Source organism: Devosia sp. Leaf420 (assembly GCF_001425445.1).
In the GTDB taxonomy this organism is placed as follows: domain Bacteria; phylum Pseudomonadota; class Alphaproteobacteria; order Rhizobiales; family Devosiaceae; genus Devosia.
Genome location: NZ_LMQU01000012.1, coordinates 1 through 20,584, shown reverse-complemented (window position 1 = coordinate 20,584; position 20,584 = coordinate 1). Strand labels below are relative to the sequence as shown.

General features: G+C 57.4%; 22 protein-coding genes and 2 pseudogenes. 16 read left to right on the top strand and 8 right to left on the bottom strand.

Annotated features, from left to right (window positions below):
- Positions 1–7: 7 nt before the first annotated feature.
- The 3 genes and pseudogenes from ASG47_RS21335 to ASG47_RS20990 form a co-directional block, all read left to right on the top strand.
- Positions 8–307, top strand: a pseudogene (locus tag ASG47_RS21335) (deaminase); the annotation flags it as partial.
- A 1-nt stretch (position 308) separates the two neighbouring features.
- Positions 309–650: nucleoside deaminase (locus ASG47_RS13425; RefSeq protein WP_210168437.1), on the top strand; the 342-nt coding region annotated here is incomplete at its 5' end.
- Between the two features lie 394 nt (positions 651–1,044).
- On the top strand, positions 1,045–1,194 hold the full coding sequence (locus ASG47_RS20990) for a hypothetical protein (protein WP_210168436.1): 150 nt from the start codon (positions 1,045–1,047) through the stop codon (positions 1,192–1,194).
- Positions 1,195–1,532: 338 nt separating this feature from the next.
- Here ASG47_RS20990 and ASG47_RS13415 read toward each other — a convergent pair whose 3' ends face one another.
- Positions 1,533–2,558: an aldo/keto reductase gene (locus ASG47_RS13415; protein WP_061909858.1), complete on the bottom strand. Its 1,026-nt coding sequence runs from the start codon at positions 2,556–2,558 to the stop codon at positions 1,533–1,535.
- A 485-nt stretch (positions 2,559–3,043) separates the two neighbouring features.
- On the opposite strand from ASG47_RS13415, the gene ASG47_RS20705 reads away from it, so the two are divergent.
- The 5 genes from ASG47_RS20705 to ASG47_RS13395 all read left to right on the top strand — a co-directional run bounded on the left by ASG47_RS20705 (position 3,044) and on the right by ASG47_RS13395 (position 6,055).
- Entirely contained in the window at positions 3,044–3,220 is a 177-nt protein-coding gene (locus ASG47_RS20705) for a hypothetical protein (RefSeq protein WP_156464109.1), read from the top strand.
- A 203-nt stretch (positions 3,221–3,423) separates the two neighbouring features.
- Positions 3,424–3,663: a DUF6894 family protein gene (locus ASG47_RS21330; protein ID WP_061909856.1), complete on the top strand. Its 240-nt coding sequence runs from the start codon at positions 3,424–3,426 to the stop codon at positions 3,661–3,663.
- An 11-nt stretch (positions 3,664–3,674) separates the two neighbouring features.
- Positions 3,675–3,977 carry a sensor histidine kinase gene (locus ASG47_RS13405; protein WP_061909854.1) on the top strand — a complete coding sequence of 101 codons (303 nt, stop codon included), beginning with the start codon at positions 3,675–3,677 and terminating at the stop codon, positions 3,975–3,977.
- A 298-nt stretch (positions 3,978–4,275) separates the two neighbouring features.
- Positions 4,276–4,878 (top strand): hypothetical protein, encoded by a 603-nt coding sequence (locus tag ASG47_RS20945; RefSeq protein WP_200940939.1) that lies wholly within the window; start codon positions 4,276–4,278, stop codon positions 4,876–4,878.
- Between the two features lie 199 nt (positions 4,879–5,077).
- Positions 5,078–6,055 carry a hypothetical protein gene (locus tag ASG47_RS13395; protein ID WP_061909852.1) on the top strand — a complete coding sequence of 326 codons (978 nt, stop codon included), beginning with the start codon at positions 5,078–5,080 and terminating at the stop codon, positions 6,053–6,055.
- A gap of 175 nt (positions 6,056–6,230) precedes the next feature.
- Here the strand turns inward: ASG47_RS13395 and ASG47_RS13390 are convergent, their stop codons facing one another.
- Both ASG47_RS13390 and ASG47_RS13385 read right to left on the bottom strand, forming a co-directional pair.
- The gene (locus tag ASG47_RS13390) at positions 6,231–7,064 is read right to left on the bottom strand and encodes an aldo/keto reductase (protein WP_244487106.1); all 834 of its coding nucleotides are present in this window, start codon (positions 7,062–7,064) and stop codon (positions 6,231–6,233) included.
- A gap of 400 nt (positions 7,065–7,464) precedes the next feature.
- Positions 7,465–8,070, bottom strand: a complete 606-nt coding sequence (locus ASG47_RS13385; protein WP_061909850.1) for a TetR-like C-terminal domain-containing protein — start codon at positions 8,068–8,070, stop codon at positions 7,465–7,467.
- Positions 8,071–8,177: 107 nt separating this feature from the next.
- On the opposite strand from ASG47_RS13385, the gene ASG47_RS13380 reads away from it, so the two are divergent.
- Together ASG47_RS13380 and ASG47_RS13375 are read left to right on the top strand one after the other, a co-directional pair.
- Complete coding sequence (locus ASG47_RS13380) at positions 8,178–8,825, top strand: NAD(P)-dependent oxidoreductase (RefSeq protein ID WP_061909847.1); 648 nt, start codon at positions 8,178–8,180, stop codon at positions 8,823–8,825.
- Positions 8,826–8,904: 79 nt separating this feature from the next.
- Positions 8,905–9,276 carry a GFA family protein gene (locus ASG47_RS13375; RefSeq protein ID WP_061910761.1) on the top strand — a complete coding sequence of 124 codons (372 nt, stop codon included), beginning with the start codon at positions 8,905–8,907 and terminating at the stop codon, positions 9,274–9,276.
- Between the two features lie 244 nt (positions 9,277–9,520).
- On the opposite strand, the gene ASG47_RS13370 is transcribed toward ASG47_RS13375, so the two are convergent.
- Positions 9,521–10,078: a TetR/AcrR family transcriptional regulator gene (locus ASG47_RS13370; protein WP_061909845.1), complete on the bottom strand. Its 558-nt coding sequence runs from the start codon at positions 10,076–10,078 to the stop codon at positions 9,521–9,523.
- Positions 10,079–10,157: 79 nt separating this feature from the next.
- Here ASG47_RS13370 and ASG47_RS13365 point away from each other — a divergent pair, with 79 nt between their 5' ends.
- Together ASG47_RS13365 and ASG47_RS13360 are read left to right on the top strand one after the other, a co-directional pair.
- Positions 10,158–11,297 carry an FAD-dependent monooxygenase gene (locus tag ASG47_RS13365; protein WP_061909843.1) on the top strand — a complete coding sequence of 380 codons (1,140 nt, stop codon included), beginning with the start codon at positions 10,158–10,160 and terminating at the stop codon, positions 11,295–11,297.
- 198 nt (positions 11,298–11,495) lie between these two features.
- Positions 11,496–12,095 carry a hypothetical protein gene (locus ASG47_RS13360; protein WP_061909841.1) on the top strand — a complete coding sequence of 200 codons (600 nt, stop codon included), beginning with the start codon at positions 11,496–11,498 and terminating at the stop codon, positions 12,093–12,095.
- 308 nt (positions 12,096–12,403) lie between these two features.
- Here ASG47_RS13360 and ASG47_RS13355 read toward each other — a convergent pair whose 3' ends face one another.
- Positions 12,404–14,344 carry a methyl-accepting chemotaxis protein gene (locus ASG47_RS13355; protein ID WP_244487116.1) on the bottom strand — a complete coding sequence of 647 codons (1,941 nt, stop codon included), beginning with the start codon at positions 14,342–14,344 and terminating at the stop codon, positions 12,404–12,406.
- Between the two features lie 640 nt (positions 14,345–14,984).
- On the opposite strand from ASG47_RS13355, the gene ASG47_RS13350 reads away from it, so the two are divergent.
- The gene (locus ASG47_RS13350; protein WP_061909832.1) at positions 14,985–15,233 is read left to right on the top strand and encodes a hypothetical protein; all 249 of its coding nucleotides are present in this window, start codon (positions 14,985–14,987) and stop codon (positions 15,231–15,233) included.
- A 597-nt stretch (positions 15,234–15,830) separates the two neighbouring features.
- On the opposite strand, the pseudogene ASG47_RS20385 reads toward ASG47_RS13350, so the two are convergent.
- Positions 15,831–16,343 (bottom strand): annotated as a pseudogene (locus ASG47_RS20385) (GDSL-type esterase/lipase family protein); the annotation flags it as partial.
- Between the two features lie 344 nt (positions 16,344–16,687).
- On the opposite strand from ASG47_RS20385, the gene ASG47_RS13340 reads away from it, so the two are divergent.
- Positions 16,688–18,289 carry a chloride channel protein gene (locus tag ASG47_RS13340; protein ID WP_244487105.1) on the top strand — a complete coding sequence of 534 codons (1,602 nt, stop codon included), beginning with the start codon at positions 16,688–16,690 and terminating at the stop codon, positions 18,287–18,289.
- Positions 18,286–18,552 (top strand): CBS domain-containing protein, encoded by a 267-nt coding sequence (locus ASG47_RS21125; RefSeq protein WP_244487104.1) that lies wholly within the window; start codon positions 18,286–18,288, stop codon positions 18,550–18,552. The genes ASG47_RS13340 and ASG47_RS21125 overlap by 4 nt, the downstream gene beginning before the upstream one ends.
- Before the next feature lie 205 nt (positions 18,553–18,757).
- Here the strand turns inward: ASG47_RS21125 and ASG47_RS13335 are convergent, their stop codons facing one another.
- A complete protein-coding gene (locus tag ASG47_RS13335; RefSeq protein WP_200940935.1) occupies positions 18,758–19,681 on the bottom strand; it encodes an SDR family oxidoreductase in 924 nt (307 codons plus the stop codon).
- Positions 19,626–20,081, bottom strand: a complete 456-nt coding sequence (locus ASG47_RS13330; protein ID WP_244487103.1) for a MarR family winged helix-turn-helix transcriptional regulator — start codon at positions 20,079–20,081, stop codon at positions 19,626–19,628. Before ASG47_RS13330 ends, ASG47_RS13335 begins: the two co-directional genes overlap by 56 nt.
- A gap of 182 nt (positions 20,082–20,263) precedes the next feature.
- Here ASG47_RS13330 and ASG47_RS20700 point away from each other — a divergent pair.
- On the top strand, positions 20,264–20,584 hold a 321-nt coding region (locus ASG47_RS20700), incomplete at its 3' end, for a deaminase (protein ID WP_244487102.1).

Genomic DNA, 20,584 nt, shown 5'->3' with positions numbered 1-20,584 from the left:
GCCTTACATGCCTTTCGGATCTGATCCAAAGCCTTCTGCCAACCTAGTTCAAGCCCATACCTCCCCGTCGGACACGCCCACCTCCAAGCCAGCGGTTTCGGAGGCTGAGAATGTCTCGATGCGACAGGCGGTCGATCGGGCACTCCAAGCAAGAGCAGAAAGTGGCAAAGCAGGTATCGCAGCGGCGATCGTGCTGAACGGTAAGGTCGTCGGCCAAGGAGAGAATGAGGTTCGCCTGCAGTCAGATCCAACAAAGCATGCCGAAATGGTTGCGCTTACAGAAGCCGCCAAATCCATGGGCACGACCNGTCGGCCAAGGAGAGAATGAGGTTCGCCTGCAGTCAGATCCAACAAAGCATGCCGAAATGGTTGCGCTTACAGAAGCCGCCAAATCCATGGGCACGACCGACCTTTCCTCCTGCGTGATGATTTCAACACTGCAACCCTGCGAGATGTGCCTTTCGGCCATGCGCTTCGCAGGGATCAAAAGAGTTATCTTCGGCGCGACACAGGAAAAGGTCGCCGGCAAATACTTTGTTTTCCCAAACCTTAAGCTGGGCGACTTTCAAGTGGCAGGCGAACCGTTCGAAGCGATCGGTGGCCTTTTCGAGGATGAGCTGCTGCCCCTTTATGAGAATGGTGATGAGTGAGGACNTGGGCGACTTTCAAGTGGCAGGCGAACCGTTCGAAGCGATCGGTGGCCTTTTCGAGGATGAGCTGCTGCCCCTTTATGAGAATGGTGATGAGTGAGGACCGGGTGGCTAATCGTGCCAATCACGGAGGCTCAGCCACTTGTGCCGGTCAGTGAAAATTTCGGCCTTTGACCTTCAACGTGTCGATATGCAGATCCGGCACAGAGATATCACGCTGACAGAACCCGTCCCGTTCTCTTGTCCTGGAGTCGCCGGATGACCCGCCATGAGCGAATTCGTCACCGCGACCGGGTCGAACGGAAAACCGCCCGTCCCTGCCGCCGACGGTTGCAAGTTCAGCGGTCATGTCCGTCATGGACTTCGCTATAAGGTGGACTAACTCTCCTTCTCTTTGCAGCTTGCCATAAATGGACATCATGGACCCGCCGAGGACGATCCGGCGGTGCTGTTCGAAGACCTTGGGCCAGACAATGAGATTGGCGGTTCAGTCTCGTTCTCGATGGTAATGAACATGACGCCCTGGGCGCTACCCGGCATCTGACCGACGAGCACCATCCCTGCCGTTGATATCCAATGGTTGTTCCGTGTGGCCATGGCCTCGGCGCAGGAAAGAAGCCGAGCGTTTTGCCCAACACCGGCGTCCTACAAGATCATTCGCGCGCGTGAGCTCTGTCACGTCGCGCTTCTCGCTGTGCACCTAGGGAAATCCGGCGGATCGAAATCTGGCTCCCGAACCGAGATCAGAAATCGAAGATGTGTATCGGCGTTCACACGGATGAGTGCGCAATCGAAGTGTGCGCACTAACGGTGGCGTGAAGCGTCTCCACTGAGCAATAGCCACAATCAGCCACACCTATGGCGCGATGCTTTAGCCGTCCTTCATCGCCCTCCTTCGAGCTTGCGATGGCGCTGACCAATGCCGCCTTCGCCATAGGGATAATCTGACATTTCTGGTTTGCTGACGTCGCTGAGTTTGGTCACCTCTTCCTGGCTGAGCACCAAGTCCGCTGCACCAAGATTGTCTGTGAGCTGTTCGGTTGTTCTGGCGCCGATGATTACGGAAGTGACCGCAGGTTGTGCAGCAACCCAGGCCAAAGCGACCTGTGCCATCGTGGCGCCGCGGGAATGAGAAATGTCTTCAACCGCGCCGATAACGTCCCAAGTCTTGGCATTGCCGTTTCGCTTGTCGAAGGCTTCCATGCCGCGCTTCGGATTCTCGCCCAGCCTTGTGGCTCCGGTCGGCATTTGATCGCGCTGATATTTGCCGCTCAACCATCCTCCGCCGAGGGGAGACCAAGGCAGAAGGCCAATATTGGCATCAAGAGCCGCCGGCACGATCTCGTGCTCAATGTCGCGTACCAGCAGATTATACTGCGGCTGCAGAGTTACCGGAGGCTGATAACCCTGCCCCTTAGCGATCCAGACTGCTTTTGTAAGCTGCCAGCCAAGGAAATTGGAGAGTCCGTAATAGCCGATCTTGCCTGCTGCGATTGCGTCGTCGAGGAAACGCAACGTTTCATCAAGTGGCGTCAATGCGTCAAAGGCATGGAGCTGATAAAGGTCGATGTGCTCGACTTGAAGTCTTCTTAAAGAAGCGTCGAGCGTCTCGTTTAGATTCTTTCGCGACAAGCCAAGGTGGTTTGGGCCGTCACCCATTGGAAAACGACCTTTGGTGGTGACGACCAGATCGCGAAGCTTCTTGGTCTTGAGCCAGCGTCCGACGATCTCTTCGGATACGCCGGCACTATAGACATTGGCCGTGTCTAGGAAGTTGCCGCCCGCCTCAACATACTGGTCCATCAGCCGGATTGAGGTCGCCTCGTCCGATTCTGCCCCAAAGGTCATTGTGCCAAGACAATAAGCCGAGACGACTGCACCACTGTTGCCGAGCTTACGATACTGCATGGGAATCCTCCTACTTCTTAGCAAACGCCACCGACTAAAACTCGGTTGCTAATCGGCGAACCCGCCGCCGGCATGGGTCAGCTCCTTGACCGTGCTTCTCGCCAGATTTAGCACCTGCGGGCAGCATTCAAAGAAAAGAGTCGATGCCTACGAAATTCCAATCCGAGAGCGGCGCTGTTTCGCCAATCGCCGATACGACACACAAATTTCCGATCTACTATTGCGAGGAATGTGGCGCGCCTAACTCGGCCTTCGGCATAGCGCGTGCCGACGGTCGCCTGAGCTATTGCGGCTGGGACGGATTTAGGCAGTTGTGTGTTACCAAGGGCGAAGGCGAGACGGTTGCCGCGCCATTACCTTCCGCGGCACGGTGGTGAGAATTCGGTCTTTCAGTCTACCTGGCAACGGATGTGGGACGCATTGACGACTCTCTGTAGTTCGCCGTTTCTCACTTCGGTGTTAGTGTTGGTGGGTTGGAGAATTCCATGACCAAAAATAATCCGCAGAATAAAATTGTGTCCCGCGCAGATAGAGACGAGATGCCAGATGCCTCGCTCGATAAAGTCGCCGGCGGGGGGGCGCCACCTGTTCAGGGCGGCGTCGCGATGGTACCCGAAGAAACCAATAGAAACGGCGAAAGCGGCCCCACGAAGTCGCCGTGACTGGAAATGTGTGGAAGGGCTCGCGCCGAAGCAAGCCTTTCGCCGAGAAGGTCTCAGGGATCTGCATAAGTCGGGGATGCTACGCGTTTGTATGCCCGGTCCATGTCTTGGGGCCACATTGGTTGCCAGCCGTTGATTAGTCACTAACGGCTTGTGATGGAACGGCTTCTGACCTTCAACCGTATTGGAGCCGGAGGTTCGCCATGCCGCGGTTCTTTTTCGACATCTCGGAAGATGACAAAACAGTAGTCGATCCAGATGGCCACGAATTGCCGTCAGTTCAGAAGGCGCATGAGGAGGCAGTCAGAACAACCTCGGAACTATCGATGGACACCGCCTGCACAACTAGGGCGCATGCAGTGAAGGTCGCAGTGTCCGACGCGTCGCATCACTTGATCTGCACGACCAATGTTAGCTTTGATCCCGGCGAGATAGACACCTGACCTATCAAGCGATGCTGCTCACTCATGGTTCCGATGAGCAACTTGTCGTCGTGGAAGCCAGGATGAACGACGGGGAGTTCGAGTTGTCCGTTGCCAATGGTGGCGAGCCGATCCCGCAGGCTGCGTTGGACCGGTTGTTCCAACCCTTCTACCGCGGCGAAGTGCGACCCAGTGCTCAGGGTCTTGGCCTAGGACTGTATATTGCCAGCCAGATCGCTCAGGCCCATCACGGTCGAATTGACGTAATGTCTGACGAGATAGAGACGAAGTTCGTTTTTCGGATGCCGATGGTCAAAGGTTTGGGCATCTCATAACTTGGTCATTCTCGGACGACCGTCCGGTAATGCCGATACAATTGGCATGTCCAAAATGGAGTCGCACTGTCCGGTCCTCACCACGGCTGCCGTCAGGTATCTTAGTGTTTATGGTGACGAGGCTCTCACATTCTGACTCGGCCGAGATTTGACGGCATCGCTTCGCCGGTGTGCTCAAACTGAAAATCTTGCGTCATGATTGACGGCGAATATCCTGCAAGCAAAGGAGTTTCAACCATGCGATCACTGATCAAGATAAGTCTGCTGTCTTTCGTGCTGGCAGGCGCGATGGCAACGCGTGCGCAACGAGACAGTCCGTTTTCCGCGTGGCACCTCGGGCACTACCGTCGAAGACAGCATTACCGGAAATGAAAGCGTGCGCTACTCGATCGGCGTTTCAGCAGGTCAGACAATGGATGTCCAGCTCGATACCGACAATTCCAGCAACTACTTCAACATCACCGCGCCCGGCGCCAGCGAGGCGCTGTTCAACGGCTCCATCTCAGGCAATGACACGTCGCTTGTTGTCCCCTCGAGCGGCAACTACATCATCGATGTCTACCTGATGCGCAATGCCGCGCGCCGTGGCGAAACTGCGGACTACGACCTAACACTCTATGTCGAAAATTCCCAGGGACGTGCAACGGACCCAACTACGCCGCGTCAAATGAGCCCTCCTCAAAACGGCACACCGGACCAGCTCGATACAAGCCAGATGCCGCGCTTCTGTTCCGGCGAGGCCTCGGCGGAGTTCGGCGTGCGGCCTCAGTACATTACTGTCAACACCGCCTTCCAGAGTGGCAACCGCTACGTGACGCAGGGATATTTCGATCGCGACGGCGAGAGCACTTCCTTCAATTGCTGGTTCGCCCTTGATGGCAGCTTCGATTCATTGAATTAATTCAGCGAAACGAGAGGCACCCCAGCGGGGGGCCTTTTCAACGCTACGCTGGGGGCGCCATTTCTGACACTTCATTTGCCGCGTCGCCAGCATCGATTAGTGGCGCGGAGCGGTTCAGGCTTAGACTGTCGGCCATTGCCTGGTTTGTGCTTTTCGTTGCCTTCCTGCTGGGGGTGCCAGTCTTATTCGGTGCCTGGGCATGGATGCCGCTGATCGTCGTCACTCTCGCGCTTTTGCCGGCTTTTCCCTGGCCTGGATAGTCCGACGACTCTTTTCCGGTCAGCGTCGTCAAAGCTGGTGGACAAGTTATGCCAAGGCTGCGGCCGGCACGCTCTTCACCCTGACAGCCGTAATTGCCGCGCCGATCTACTTCCTCGCCCTCCGCACCGCACTCGATCCTCTCACTGTACCGCAGGCGACTCTGTCGAACGGCACGAAGACCGTGTTTTTGCAGGGCATGATGCACGTGGGGTCCGAGGGCTTTTACAAGAGCGTGATTTACGACCTCGAGAAGGCATTGAGCGATGGCGTCGTCGTCTATTACGAGGGTGTCGTCGGCGATCCAGAAGGGGATGCCTGGTTCTCCCAGACCGTGGCGGGTGGCGGCGACCTTAGTGATAATTACGAAATGCTGGGCAATACCTGCGGCCTCTCATTCCAGCTCGACTACTTCCAATTGCTGCGCGCGGACATGACGGCGCATCCAGAACGGCATATCAATGCCGACGTGTCGACGGCAGACATGATGCATGAATACGAGCGCCTCGTATCAGATCACCCCGCCTTTGCCGCTGCTGTTCAAGCGGAAAAGTCCGAGTCCAGCAGCAGCGACACCGGAGGGGGCGGTATTGGCCAGCTTCTCGGTCTTCTGCAGTCGGCAAACCCTGAACAACGCAGTCTCATCGGCACCGCCTGCCGTGGTTGGGTGACGATGGCACTGTCAGGCCATAAGGCGCCCAGCGCTCTTGACCCCGTGATCCTCGACTTCCGCAACCGCAAGCTGGCGGAGCGGATCATTGCCGACACGCACCAGAACATCTACATGACTTATGGCGCGAGACACCTGCCCGGGCTACTCGCGGACCTGAAAGCATCTGATCCAGGTTGGGAAATCAAATCCCTCAAATGGATGCGAACGATCGACACGCCCGAGGACCTGTCCGGAGCGATCGACTAACCGCGATGGCGAGTTGCGGCGGGCCTTGGCTGGCCTGAGAATGGCTGAAGTGGGGGAGGATACAGCCCCCTGCATCATCATCTTAGGGTAGATAGCGGACTGTCAGGTTCTGGTGCGAGAATGGGATAAGCGGACGCAGCTCCGCGTCCGCTTGATACCGCTGCCTCGTCCTGCCCTAAAACTCTTCATGTGTAGATGGGTCGGCATCGAAGATGCGGCCATCGGCGCGGTTCAGGGCTGAGATCGCTGACATTTGCGCCTCGTTGAGCCTGAAATCCTCAATCGTAAGATTTTCGACCTGGCGGGAGGGCGTCGCCGATTTCGGGATCGGCAGCACACCAAGCTGCACATGCCAACGCAGGACCACCTGCGCCGGAGTCTTTTGGAGCTCTCGGGCGATGGCAACGATGGTCGGCTCCTCGAGCAGTGCGGTGTTCTTGCCGATCGGGGTCCAGGCTTGGGTGAGCACGCCGCGCGTCCGGTCCGCCTCGCGCTGTTCTTCCTGGTTGAAATATGGGTGAAGTTCAACCTGATTGACACTTGGCGTCACGCCGGTCTTCTCAATCAACACATCAAGATATTCGGGCAGGAAATTGGATACGCCAATGGAGCGCACAAGGCCCTTCTCGCGTGCCTCGATCATGCCTTCCCACGCTTCGAGATAAAGGCCTTGGCTCGGATTGGGCCAGTGAATGAGATAGAGATCGAGATAATCGAGGCCGGTCCTGAGGACGGACTCTTCGATGGTGCGAACCACCGCGCTTTTCTTATGGTGGCGGCCTGGAAGTTTGGAGGCAACGCGAATGTCTCCGCGCGGGATACCCGAACTTCTGATGGCTTTTCCAACGGCGCCTTCGTTCTCGTAATTCACAGCGGAATCGAGGAGCCGGTAGCCCCCTTCAAGGGCCGCAACCATCGCTTCAACGCCAGCATGGCCCCAAAGGCTGTAAGTGCCCAAGCCGACCTTTGGCAGAGTGGTCCCGTCGTTGAGGGTGTGGTGATCCGACACAATAATATCCTCCAAGAAAGTTAGGCGGAATGTGTCACGCGGATGGGCAAACGCCTAGACAAGCCTTACAACTTCAAGCGATCAAACACCGCCTGTAACTTGACTGCAGAGGTCATACTGCTGGGGCTTGCACCGAAGTAATAGCTTTTTGCTCGCTTGGTTCATGACCTTGCCGAGACTACGCCCTTGCCGCCGTTCAAAGCTGCATAGCACTCCGTCCGCCGAGTGGACTCAGTCGGTCGATAACGTTCGTCCCGATTGCGCCCCATTCCCGCCATTCAGACCGCGTTTCTGATTTCCCGAAAGCTGCCAGTCCGCTGCGGCCGCCGCAAAGGCTCAAGTTGGGGTTGGAAAGAGACCGGCAGTTTCAGGTGCCGACATATCGATAGCTGATGGCGTTTTATCGATGACCGCGCCCGTCTAGACGTTGCAGACGCTTGATTAAATCGGCGATGAGTGTGTCTTCATCGGCCCCTGGCGACATGCTCACGCCTGCCGATAGCCGCCCGTCTATGAGCAGCATTGCTAGACCATGGACATAGGACCACCGCGCCATCGTATCTGCGAGCGCGTCTTGGCTATGTCCGATATGCGCCGGCCGTTCACCAGCCGCAGGCGTCAGAAGCGAGTATGCATGTGCGGCGGCGCTTGCGAGGTCAGGGTGGTCCCAATCCAAGCGCTCCGAGCGAAACATCAACTTGAACAATTCAGGATGAGCGCGGGCAAACGCGATGTATCCCCTTGCATGGGCCAGAAGTTGATCCGGGATTTCCACATTTCCAGCCTCTGCGCGTGCGAAATCATGAAGGCGGCTGAATCCCAATGCGGCCAACGCGCTCAACAGTCCAGCAAGGTCGTTGAAGTGATGCGCCGGCGCTGTGTGGGAGACACCAGCCTCACGAGCGGCGGCCCGCAAGGTCAGGGCGTTGATCCCCTCGCGTTGCAAGATTGTTTCGGCGGCAGCGAGCAGAGCCGCCCGCAACGAGCCATGGTGGTATGAAGCCATAGCCAATCTTTACACCAGAAAGATTGTCATTGACAACCGGCTCTTATGCGATGTCTACATGAACTAGACAGTGGAAAGATAATCCTGACCAAGCGGAGCTAAACACGATGTTCAAGCAAGCGACATTCCTTGTGCTAGGCGCGACTGGCGGAACCGGAAAGCACTTCCTCGCTCGAGTCCTAGCTGACGGACACAGGGTCAGAGCCTTGGTCAGGACGCCAGGAAAGCTGATAGCCGGCCCCAATCTCGAGGTGGTGTACGGATCGGTGACCGAAGCTGTCGACACTGATGCGCTTGTTGCCGGTGTCGACTTCATTGTCTGTATGTTGGGCGACCGAAAGCTTCAGGAGCAAGCCAAGATCAACACCGCTTTCGTTGAGAAGCTAATCCCATCGATGCGACGCCACGGCGTCAAACGGTTTCTTTATCAGGCTGGAGGGTTCAGCCGCCCTCATGGACGCCGGCTATCGCCAATCATGTGGGTGCTCAGAAACACTGTTGGTCGAAGTTTCGATGGCCAACACCGCGATAATGAGGCGGTGATGACCTATCTAGCAACGCAAGCACTCGATATCGAGTGGTGCGTTCACCGGGCGGGCATCGGCTCCGACGGTCCGAGCAAAGGCGTGCTTGAACGGTCTAAAAGCAGAATTAGCATCGGCACCCATATCGACTGCGCGACGTATAACTACCGGACCGTCATGGATCCTTCAGCTGTTCATAGTTGCGACTTCAGCCGCTACAGGTCGCAGTAAGAAGCGCGATCGGACATCTTTGACGCGGCTAGCGCTGGAGCCACTGCGAGAACTCGTTCACCGGGCAATGGAGGTATTGATGGAGAACAGTGTGGAGGGCGGCTGCCTATGCGGAGCAGTGCAATTGATAGCGACAGGATATCCTAAACGCGTCGGCGTCTGCCATTGTCTGGACTGCCGAAAGCATCATGGAGCGGCGTTCTATGCATCCGCCATTTTCGATCAAAACCAAGTGCTAATCACCGGGATGGTCCATTCCTTCAAAGACCGCCATTTCTGCCCTGTATGTGGGTCTTCGGTTTTTGCTCGGTGGGAGGATGAGGTCGAGGTGCCATTAGGGACGCTAGACGAAATCAATCGTTTCACGCCCACGTATGAATTATGGACAGTGCGCCGCGAGCACTGGCTGCCGAGCTTCAACATGGAACAATATTTGCGCAACCGTGAGTGATGGGAGCTACAATCTAACGCTCGCACTGCCGCATTCTGCCAAATCAGTGGCGACTGAAACGCGCCCCAATTCGGTCATTCGACTCCTCCCGCCGGCTTCCCTAAAGTTTACATCGATTGTTTGTTCTCCGGACCGCTTGATTGACGTTGAGAGCTTCCATGTCTTTGGCAGACGGCCACAGTGCTCGGTGACTTTACCGGGTGGCGCGAAGGTGCAGCACTACAATGCCTCTCTTCCAGAGAGATCAGGCTTCGAGCGGCGCGAAAAGGTAGCGTTGGATCGTTTCGCCGATTATGAAACGCGTTGACGCCAGCGTAAGCTCGTTCGCTCCCAGGCTCAGAACATACCGGCAATAGGCCAGCCCCAGCACCTGCGTCGCCACAAGGCTGGCGCGTTGCGCTGCTTCCCCCTCGCCCGCCAGCACGGCAACTAGCGGCCGTACCTGATTGTTAAAGATGTCAACAACGCGGGCTGCCGCTGCCGGATGGGTGGCCGCCGTCCGCACCAGCACGCGCAGCAGGTCGTCTGCTGGCTCGCCTTCCCAGCGGCGAAAGAAGTGTTCCACCAGACGCGTCCCAATCCGCTCCGGCGGCACTGCGCTGAGATCGGGCAGTTGAAGGTCGATCGCGACCGCTTGGGCAAACAGATCGTCCTTACCGCCAAAATAACGGTTGATCAGGGCGACATTAACCCCTGCATCGTCAGCAATCTCGCGGACCGTGGTCCGCTCGAAACCCTGCGCGGCAAAGCGGCGGCGAGCCGCCAGCAACAACCGCTCCTGTGTCGCCGTCGCATCCCGCATCGTCGCCCCCTTGTAAACACTTGTTGACTTACGCGCCACCCGAGATGTAATCAAGCGTTTACATAGAGAGTGAGAAGCCATGATCAAGCAAACGGATGTATTGATTGTCGGTGCCGGTCCTGCCGGCCTTGCCACTGCCATTGGCCTTGCCCAGGTAGGGGTGGACTTCCGCATCGTCGATGCCCTGCCCGCAGCGCAGAATACCTCACGCGCCGCTGTCATCCACGCTGCAACCCTCCAAACGCTCGGACGCCTAGGTGTCGCGGATCGGTTGATCGCACAGGGTATCAAGGCACCCGATTTCCGGGTCCGCGATCGCGACCGAGTCCTGCTCGAAGTAGCCTTCTCTGTTCTTGGTGGCGAGAGTCCCTTTGCCCTGATGATCCCCCAGGACGAAACCGAAGCCATCCTCTCCGCGCGGCTGCAGGAAATGGGGCACGATATCCTTAGGCCGGCCCTGATCACGCAGTTGGACCAGCACGCCAATGGCGTCCTCGCCACGCTCGACCAGCTAGGCGAGGAATACAGTCTCCAGGCACGTTTCGTCGTTGGTGCCGACGGCGAAAAAAGCTTCGTCCGTGCTCAGGCGGGCATTGCCTTTCCGGGGGCCACCTACGGCTCCTTTATGTTGGCCGACGTCCACATGGATTGGCCCATCGGCCAGCACGAGGTGGGTCTGTTCTTTGCCGCCCAAGGCACCCTAGTTGTTGCGCCGATGAGCCGCCAGCGGTACCGTGTGGTAGCCCAACTGGCCGATGCGCCATCCTTGCCCACAGTCGCCGATGTCCAGCGTGTCATTGACCAGCGTGGCCCCACCAGCGGCGCCCGTGTGCAGGAGGTGCTGTGGGGGTCGCGCTTTCAAGTCCACCACAAGCTCGCCGACCGCTTCCACGCCGGTCCCTTTCTCCTTGTCGGCGACGCCGCTCACGTGCACAGCCCGGCCGGTGGGCAGGGCATGAACCTGGGCCTGCGCGATGCCGAAGCACTGGCCACGGCGTTGGCAGGTTTCCTCAACGGCGAAAAGGATATGTTGGACACCTACGACACCAAACGGCGCGCCCTTGCTGGCCAGGTGCTCGAGCGAACCGACCGGCTCACCCGTATGGCCACGCTCCGCTCCCCCGCGATGCGCTGGTTCCGTGACACCACGCTTTCTACAGTCGGCCACTCGTCCGCCGTCCGCAAGCGCATCGCCATGATGCTAGCCGGCTTTAGCTAAGCGTCCGTTTGTTGGAAAGCGCCCCATTTCTGCCATTCGGAAGGCCTCCGCCACGTCCCAAAAGCAGCCGTCCCGCTCGATGTCAGGTGATAGCAGTTTTGGCGAGACTGGCAGACCAACTTCTTCTGGGTAAGTTAGGGGCAAAGCAATCACTTCCAGCATGGTATCTGGCCATGTTGGCAACCCTCGGAGAAGGCCATGCGAGAGCTACGCGATGCTCAGGCACGAATGCAGGCGGAAGCAGACGAGGTTGTCGCTCTACTAGAGTTGGAGCATCGGCTTGCGAAAGTCGGACGTCCGATCCGTGTCGGCAGCTCGGCCATGGGCCTCATGGTTAGGCGGGACATCGACATTACTGTCATTTGCGATCGACTGAATGATGAGGCGCTCGAGGTATTTGCCAATATCGGCGCTCAGATGATGCTTCTGACTGAGCACGTGGGTACCGTCAGATTCCGAAACGACACTGGGTCCTGGAACCTAGAACCCGATAAATACCCTGACGGATTATACCTGTGGCTGTCGGTGCAACCACCCGACAAGACCGAATGGACTATCGATATCTGGCTGATCGATGAGCCCGATAGGCAGCCAGACCTCCAGCACCTAACGACTCTGTTACCCCGCCTGACGGAAACTGACCGGCAAATCATCTTGCAGATCAAACACGACGTACTCGGGTCTGCTGACTACGGGCCTGCCAAAATACCCAGCGCTACGGTTTATGAGGCTGTGATGGACCATGGTGTCCGAACAACGGACGAATTCGTGAAATGGCACTTTGAACAACGCCTATGATCTTCGCAGCTAGAGTTGCTTCCAAACAGCTCACTACTAACCATTAGGGCTGATCCAAGGTCGGAGGCCATTGGCAGAAACGCGCCCCATTCCAGCCCTTCAAGCCGCATTATTGATTTCCCGAAAGCTGACGGACTGCTTAGGTCTGGGGTGCAACTTTCTATGCCTGCGCCACTCGCAAACTTGGGCTGCTCACATTGGTAAATCATCCGCACTCGACCTCCATCCCTAAGGACATCGAACTGGGATCAAGCCGAACAAGCGTGACGGCCTGAGCACCAGACCGCCACGCCTAGGGATAGGAATGATCAGAATTCTGACCAGTCATCCTTGAGAGCAACGTTGCCTTGGGTGAGGTAAGAAGACGCTGCCGCCTTACCCTTCGGCATGACGCGAGCCGGCCGGCTCTGAGGCGCCGACATGCGATGCGAAATGGCTTCGATGGTAAAAACATCGACAATCCGGTCGAGTTCACTCGCCTGGTTCTCGGTCTGCTCGATAGCCGCATTCACCTGTTCAACGAGAGCCGCATTGTGCTGGGTCATCTCATCCATCTGACGAACAGCGGTGTTGACCTCGGCAATGGCTGAGGCCTGTTCTCCACTTGCGCGGGCGATATCATCAAGTAGGGCAGTGTTCGCGCGAAGTCCTTCCATCATAGCCTCGAGCTTATGCGATGCATCAGCAACGAGCCTTGAGCCAGTTCCAACTTCCTGCGCACTTTGCTCTATAAGAACCTTTACCTCGGAAGACGCTTGAGCGGCTGACTGAGCAAGCCGGCGCACCTCGACAGCGACAACGGCGAAACCCTTCCCTGCTTCGCCAGCGCGAGCAGCTTCGACGGAAGCATTGAGCGCAAGCAGGTTTGTCTGGAACGCAATGTCGTCGATCATGCCGATGATGTTCGAGATTTTTGAAGACGATTGCGTGATGCGTTCCATTGCGGAGTTAGCCTTGTCCATAACGACCCCGCCTTCTTCCGCCGACTGCGACACTGCAGTCGCTTTCTGGCTGGCGTCGGATGCTTTTCTAGCATTCTCGGTCACGGTCTGGGAAAGCTGCTCCATCGAAGCCGAAGTCTCTTCGATCGTCGCAGCCTGGCGCGTCGTGCGCTCCGAAAGGTCATTCGCGCCGGCAAGGATTTCGCTCGTTGCCGATTTCAAAGTGCCTGACGTGCCGCGGAGTTGACCGACAATGTCGGTCAAGCGATCAGCCACTTGATTGACGTCCGCTTTGAGTTTGGCGAAAGCGCCACGGTGTTGGCCGCTCATACGGGTCGTCAAATCGGTGTTAGCGAGTGCGCTGAGCACCATAGCCGTTTCGCTTAGTCCATTGTCGACACTCTCGAGGAGATCATTCACCGAGTTCGCCAAAGAGTTCAGCTCGGCGTCAGGGAAAGTAGCGGGAACACGCTTTTTGAAGTCGCCTTCAATCGCAGAATCGACGACATCGCCGAATGCCTGTTGCAACTCCATCATCATGTCCTGACGAGCTCCCTGGTCGCGAATAATGCGAGCAGCCTCGGCTTCGGTCATCTGGGAAACCTTGAGGCCGTTTTCCCGGAAAACTTCTACGGCTCGGGCCATAGCACCGATTTCGTCGCGGCGCTGAGTGCCTTCGATCTGGGTATCAAACGCACCTTCAGCGATCTGCGCCATATGGCTATTCAGTTTTGCCATCGGCCGGGCGATCGAGCGCGCAACCACAATGCCCGCTGCAAGGATCGCCAAAATTATGCACGCGGTGATGATTGCGCCACCAAGAACCGACTGCCAGAAAATGGCGTCGACCTGGGTGAAAAGGATGCCTGAAGCAATGCTCCAACCCCAAGGTGCGAAGCCCTGGGCGTAAGCAACCTTATCGGCAAGCCCGCCCTCAGGCTTTGTGAAAAGGTACTCTTTGAAAGCTGAGCCATTGGCTTTGACCGCCTCGACCATTTCCTTGATGTAGAGCGTACCGCGACCATCTTTTTCGACAGCTCGATCCGATCCCTGCTTCTCCGGCTTTGTCGGATGCATCAGCATGACGAGGTCGTATGTATCGACGAAGAAATATTCGTTGCCCTGATACCGCATGGCACGCAACGTCTCGAGTGCCATGGATTTAGCCTGATCTTCCGTAAATTCCCCCGCTTGCGCGCGGTCATAGAAACTCTGCACCGTGCTCACGGCGGTCTGCACAACACTTTGCAGCTCGGTTCGCTTGAAATCTTGTAGCGATGACCGCTGGCTGTAGAGTTGGTAGGACATCACTCCCAGAAGGCCAACAGCGAAGATAGCCAGTAGACCATACAAGCGACGTGAAAGGCTGGCGGTGAAAAAGCTTGGCATTTGAAATCCCCGGATCGCAATCCGAGCGTCGACGCAGGGCGCATCGGTAGTCATCGGTCGCACCACCTAAAATGCGTGCTTGTGCTTAAGCCGATGTGAATAAGCTCAGTAACCTAAGTCAATGACTGATCTGGATTTCAGCAAGCAAGTTGGTCGTCACCATTATGAGGCATCGCGGACCAAACGCCGGATAACAGTATTTGTGGGCCGCACATACGCAGCTTACCAACTTTGGGGCATGTGGATAACTATCCAACAGGCGATCGCATACTGATCCTCCAACGTGGCCCTTTCCAGTTTCGTCGGAACGCCCCTGAGCGCCTTGCGTGTTTAGATCCTGGCTTCAACGGGCGATAATCACAAAGACCGGCTGCTTTTGAGGAAACGTTAGGGGAGCGCAAATGTCCCCAATGGGGTCGAGGCCATGTGAGAACTCGGCGCACATGATTGCTCAGGGTGTTTGCTGCGACGCGCTTCAGCTCCGTTCTTCCCGCTATCGCCTTAAGGGTGTAGGCAACGCCGGCAACGGCGATGGCGCGCTTGATGTTGCAGTCGAGCATTGCCAGGCTGGCTTCTGCGGCAACGCTCTGGAGCCCCCGCGTTCGGAACTGGGGGCGCCCATCTTGCCCTTGATGGTGCCGACGGCGACCTGCTCGGCCGTACAGCGACGGACTGCCATCGCTTCTGGCATCACTTCGAACCGGCGCTCCATCTCATCGAGCACCGCCTCATGCTCCCGTCGTCGGATGCGCTTCTCCTTGCCAGCCGTACACAGGGGCGGGATGGGCATGCGCTGCAGGCCATCTGATTGAAGCAAACGCTGATAAGCCTGCCGCCCGCGACACGGGCAAAGCGCTTATGCAGCTGTTGGCCGGCAGGGCACCGGTAGGTGTCTGTCTCTGGCTGATAATCGAACGCGGCCTTGCCCCAGAAGCCTCGCGCTTGAGCCGGTGACGTATTGAGCTTGGCACCATGGGGATGATGCCGGCTTCGCGCGGGAGCGGATCTGCTCGCCCTCTTAGTAGCCACGCTCGGGAAGGGCAATCATCTCGGGGGCGTCGATCTCGGCCCGTGCCGCCGGCAGAAAGCTCGCCTGATGACGGTCGGCAGCCTAGACAAAACGTCCCATCTCGCACCCCCGAAGCATTATCAAATCATAGCATTGTCAGGAGGTTTCACACAGCCTCGGGTCGAGACCAGACGGTCGGTTGAGCGCCCCGTTCCGGCCGTTGAGACAGCATTTTTGATTTCCCGAAAGCTGCCGGTCTCTTAGGTCGCCGCCACGTCAAAAGCGGGGTGGTAAGCGGAACGGCAGCTTCGGAGTCAGAAGCGCCCAATGCGGCCACCTACCTTGAGATTTCGCCGGGGCATCAAGGCTCGGAAAGTATGTCTCGCACCACGGGTATCAACGCCATTCCCAATGCGCGTGTGTTTTCCCTGTCCAGGTGGACACCGTCGACTGCTGATCCAATCGTAACGGTCGAAGCATCAAAAATCTGAGAAGTCGGCGACGAGCTATCTCTTCCAGTAGCGGTGCGACACGGCGGGATTCCTCAGTTGAACGACCAGCACGGGGTTGACCTCCATGGTTGGGTGACGCCGTGAAGTGTGGCGGCGAGACAAGCATGATCTTCATGGAGGCCTTAAGGGCTCTTACGATGTCGATCAGCACCTCAATGCCCGCTGCCACACCCTCAGCTTGACCGTGGATGGTTCGCTTGAGGTCATTGGTCCCGAGCATGATCATAGTCAGGTCGAGTGGAGCGTGGCTCGCCAACAACAAAGGCAAGACCTTTGCGCCATTCAGATCGGGGCCGCCGTCCGGATCATCATAAGCCGTTGTCCTGCCGCCAAGCCCTTCAGCTATAACGTGCGCAAACCCTTGCAGTCCGGCCTGAAGGACATTGGGCCACCTGTCATCGAATTTGTGCCTTTGGCCCGCGCCAGGGTCCGCACCACGCGTTAGGCTGTCACCGAAGTAAGGATTTCATACTAGGGCAAGCTCGGTATCTTTTAGGAAAACTAATCCGATCAAAGGGCGGCTTTAAGAACAATCAATGTCCACATGCCATGACCGCAATCGATCGGTCACATCCAGTCCATGGTGACAAGCGGAGCCAGTCCACATCCGGGCGTTGAACCGTAGAGGCCGTCGTCTAGCTGTCACCAGAGCAGGTTCGAACACCCGAATTCGCTACCCAAAGGGTGCTGGTGACCTGCAATGGTTGATCCTCTTCTCACATGAAGGTAGACCGATAGCGAATGCCCGAGCTTCCCATCCAAGATCAGCAGCCTGATGCTTCGCCATCGTCGGCGCGGCATATCTTTGCCATGTCCAGCGTCGGGGAAGCTTGGTCCCGAATTACAGGCTGGTGGGTCGCAAACATACGACTCGAGGCCTCGCTCGTGCGGCTTCGCACCATGGTCCGTCGCCGGGAAAGCTGGCTGGTGCTTCTGGCCGTCATCGTGGGCGCCCTGGCGGGTATGATGGTGTTGATCCTGCGTGAACTTGCCTACGGGCTACAGCAGTTGCTGTATCAATTGGAACCAAACCAACGCCTGAGCGCCCTGGACCATTTGCCTTTCGACGCTGCTTTTATCCCAGCAGCAGGAGGCATTGTGCTGGGTGCCATCGCCTTGCTGCTTCGCCAACGCAAGTCGCGCAATGTCGATCTGGTGGAAGCAAATGCCTTGCATGGCGGAAAGCTCTCCATGCTCGATAGTTTCATCATTACCGGACAGACACTGATCTCGAACGGTTTCGGCGCGTCCGTCGGGCTGGAAGCGGCCTATACCCAGATGGGCGGCGGTGTTGCATCCAAGCTTGGCGACTTGTTTCAGCTACGCCGCGGCGACATGCGAAAACTTGTCGGTTGCGGTGCGGCAGGGGCGATCGCAGCAGCCTTTGGCGCTCCATTGACGGGTGCCTTTCATGCCTTTGAGCTTATTATCGGCACATATACTATTTCCACACTTAGCCCGGTTGTTGCTGCGTCCATTGCAGCCATCTTGGTTGCATCGCTGTTCGGCCATGGCGAGCCAATTGTTACGATCACGCGGGTGGTGGACATTGGTATGCCCCAGGTGCTGCTGATCTTGTTGATCGGACTGGCAATGGGAGGGATCGGCATACTGCTCATGCGGCTGGTCGGCCTGATGGAAGTTGCTTTCCAGCGGCTTCGCGCTCCGAGCTGGTCTCGTCCTGCGATTGGAGGCCTGCTGGTTGGAGGGCTGGCGCTGGTAAGTCCCGCCGTGCTGTCTGCGGGGCACGGTGCAGTCCAAAGTACGTTCTCCCAACCCCCGTTTCCACTCGCGCTGGCGGTTTCCGTGGTCATCCTGAAAGTTCTGGCATCGGCGATTTCGCTCGGTTCGGGGTTTCGCGGTGGCCTGTTCTTCGCATCGCTCTTTATCGGTGCAGTTCTTGGCCAAGTGTTTTACCAGCTGACGGAGCTGGTCTATCCGACACTGCTCCCGTATCCCGAAGTCTTTATGCTGGTGGGAATGACGGGACTAGCTACTGCCATAGTTGGTGGGCCACTGACCATGGCGTTTCTGGCGCTTGAAACCTCCGGCAGTCTGCCACTCACGATCGCTGTTTTGGTCGCCGCGGTCGCGTCGTCAATGCTCTTACGCGAGACCTTTGGCTATTCCTTTACGACTTGGCGCTTTCACTTGCGTGGTGAAACTATCCGTAGCGCCCATGACGTGGGCTGGATGCGGAATCTGACGGTAGGCAAGATGATGCGACGTGATACCAAGTCGGTACCCGAGCTCATCAGCTTGGATGAGTTCCGCCGGCTTTATCCGCTCGGATCAGCTACACGGGTCATAGCCCTGCGTGACGATGGAAGTCTGCTGGGATGATCGATGTGGCTGATGCCTACGGCGAGGGTACCGCGGACAATTCGGCAGCGGTCAAGAACATCCTTCGCCATGGAGAGGTAATGCTCCATCCCGCATTGAGCGCAGTGGACGCTGAGGCCCTTTTCGAAAAGAGCAATGCGGACGCCCTGGTCGTTGTTTCGGACTTGGTTGGGCGGAAAGTCATCGGCACGCTCACCGAGAGCCATCTGCTGCGACGCTACGCCGAAGAACTGGAAAAAGCGCGCGACGAATTATCCCGTTGAATCCTCGGCGTTTCCGCAGTGGCGTGTCCAGCGTCTTCTGATGTTAAACCTTTGCCGTCCTGGGAGTAAGTGATCGACTGGAAAAGATAGCCTCCTCAATTGGGATTTAAAAACAGCCCTCACCCGACTCTTTTTTGCGCAAATAGCGTAGGAATGACGCTGGAGGGGGAATTATGAGCCGCCACCCTTCAGCGTCACGCCAATATCAGGCCGCTTTTCTGAACGCGCCAATATGCTCGGCGGCAAAGCTCTCGAAATCATGCGCGGGGGCCCCCGTCAGCCGCTCGATTTCAAAAGTTGGGTCGATGTCGTGGTGACCAGCAACGACATCGGCAAACTGAACGACCAGTCCCCTCGCCATCCAGTTCGAATTCCCGGCCAGGCGCAGAATGGCCTTGAAGGCAGGAGTCGGCAGGTTGAGATATCGAACCTTGTGCCCCACCAGTTCCGAGAGTCGGCCGGCAATGGTCTTCATGTCGAGGGTCTGAGGTCCAGTCAGGAAATAGGTCGCGCCGTCATGCCCATCCTGGATGAGCACAGACTTCGCCACGCGCGCCACGTCTCTGGTGTCCACCCAAGAGACACTCCCGTTGCCCGTCACCTGCGGCAGAAATCCCTTGGATATCGGCTCTTTGAACCAGAGAAAATTCTGCATGAAGGCCGTGGGCTTCAGAATCGTCCAATTGAGGCCGCTGGCCCGCAGATGGTGGTCGATGAGCGCATGAGACTTCGCCCAGGGCACCGGCGATCGTACATTACTGTCCGATGCAGAAATCTTGACGACCCGCGCCACGCCAGCCTGCTTTGCGGCATCGATCGCATCGGTCTCCCGCTGCACCTGCTCCTCTGTCGGTGGGGAAATCAGGAACATCTGATCACACCCCTTCGCTGCGGCAACAATTGAACTGGGCTTGGAGAAATCCGCCTGCACCACGTCCCAGCCGCGCTCCCGCAGCCGGTCGATCTGGTCGGGTTTTCTCGCCATGGCCCGGAACGGAACTCCAGATTCAGCGAGCAATTTGCAGAGTTCACCGCCAATGCCGCCGGTTGCACCAGTAACCAAAATCATCAGTTCATCCTTTCTTTGAGAGCTTTTCCACTTCCGCTGCCAAGTTTCCCGCGATGACATCGTTGAGCTCTTCGAGGGTGTTGATCGCATTGCGGATTCGCTCGGCGCCAAGCCGGTCGGCAATGACTTTATCGATGGGGCCAACGGCCCTTTCAGCTCGTCCAACGGCCGCAAAGCCGGCCTCGGTCAAAACCACGAGTTTCGCGCGTTGATGTCGCGCATTGGGCTGAAGCTTCACTAAGTCATGGAGTTCGAGCAGATCCACGATGCGCTGAACAGCTTGTCGGCTCAGGCCCATCTTGCGTGACAGGCCCGCTGTGGTCAGCGGCGCCTCTGACGCTCGAAGCGCCGTCAAAACCTGCCACCACGCACTACTCAGCCCGAGATGCGCAACAAGTTGATTCCCGGCATGCAGCAGCTGGCTGTTGGCCGCGAAAATTGTTAGCGCCAATTTTCGCACGTCAGGGTCTCTTGAAGGCATCTAGGCCACCGCATTTGGTTTGACAGCATGTTGTCAAACGCTCGAAGTAGTAAGCTGGATCACATCAACGCTGACTGGTTCCTACCCCTCTTCGGAATCCTGTTGGCTAAGCTGCACCTGATGCACGCTAGGCAACCCATATCGCTATTGCGGATTTCGCTATGACATTTTTGGAGCTGCCAATGCGTTTCGGATCTGATGCCTCTCGTTCAGCCCACCATACGGAAGACAGTTACCGTGCATCCGATAGCGCCCTGTCTAGGCAGGCGATCTCGAATGCCGAGAATGCCTCGATGCGCGAAGCTGTTAATCGTGCGCTTCAAGCACGAGCACAAAGCGGCAAAGCGGGCATTGCTGCGGCCATTGTTCTTGATGGTCAGGTGGTCGGCCAAGGAGAGAATGAGGTTCGCCTGCAGTCAGATCCAACAAAGCATGCCGAAATGGTTGCGCTTACAGAAGCCGCCAAATCCATGGGCACGACC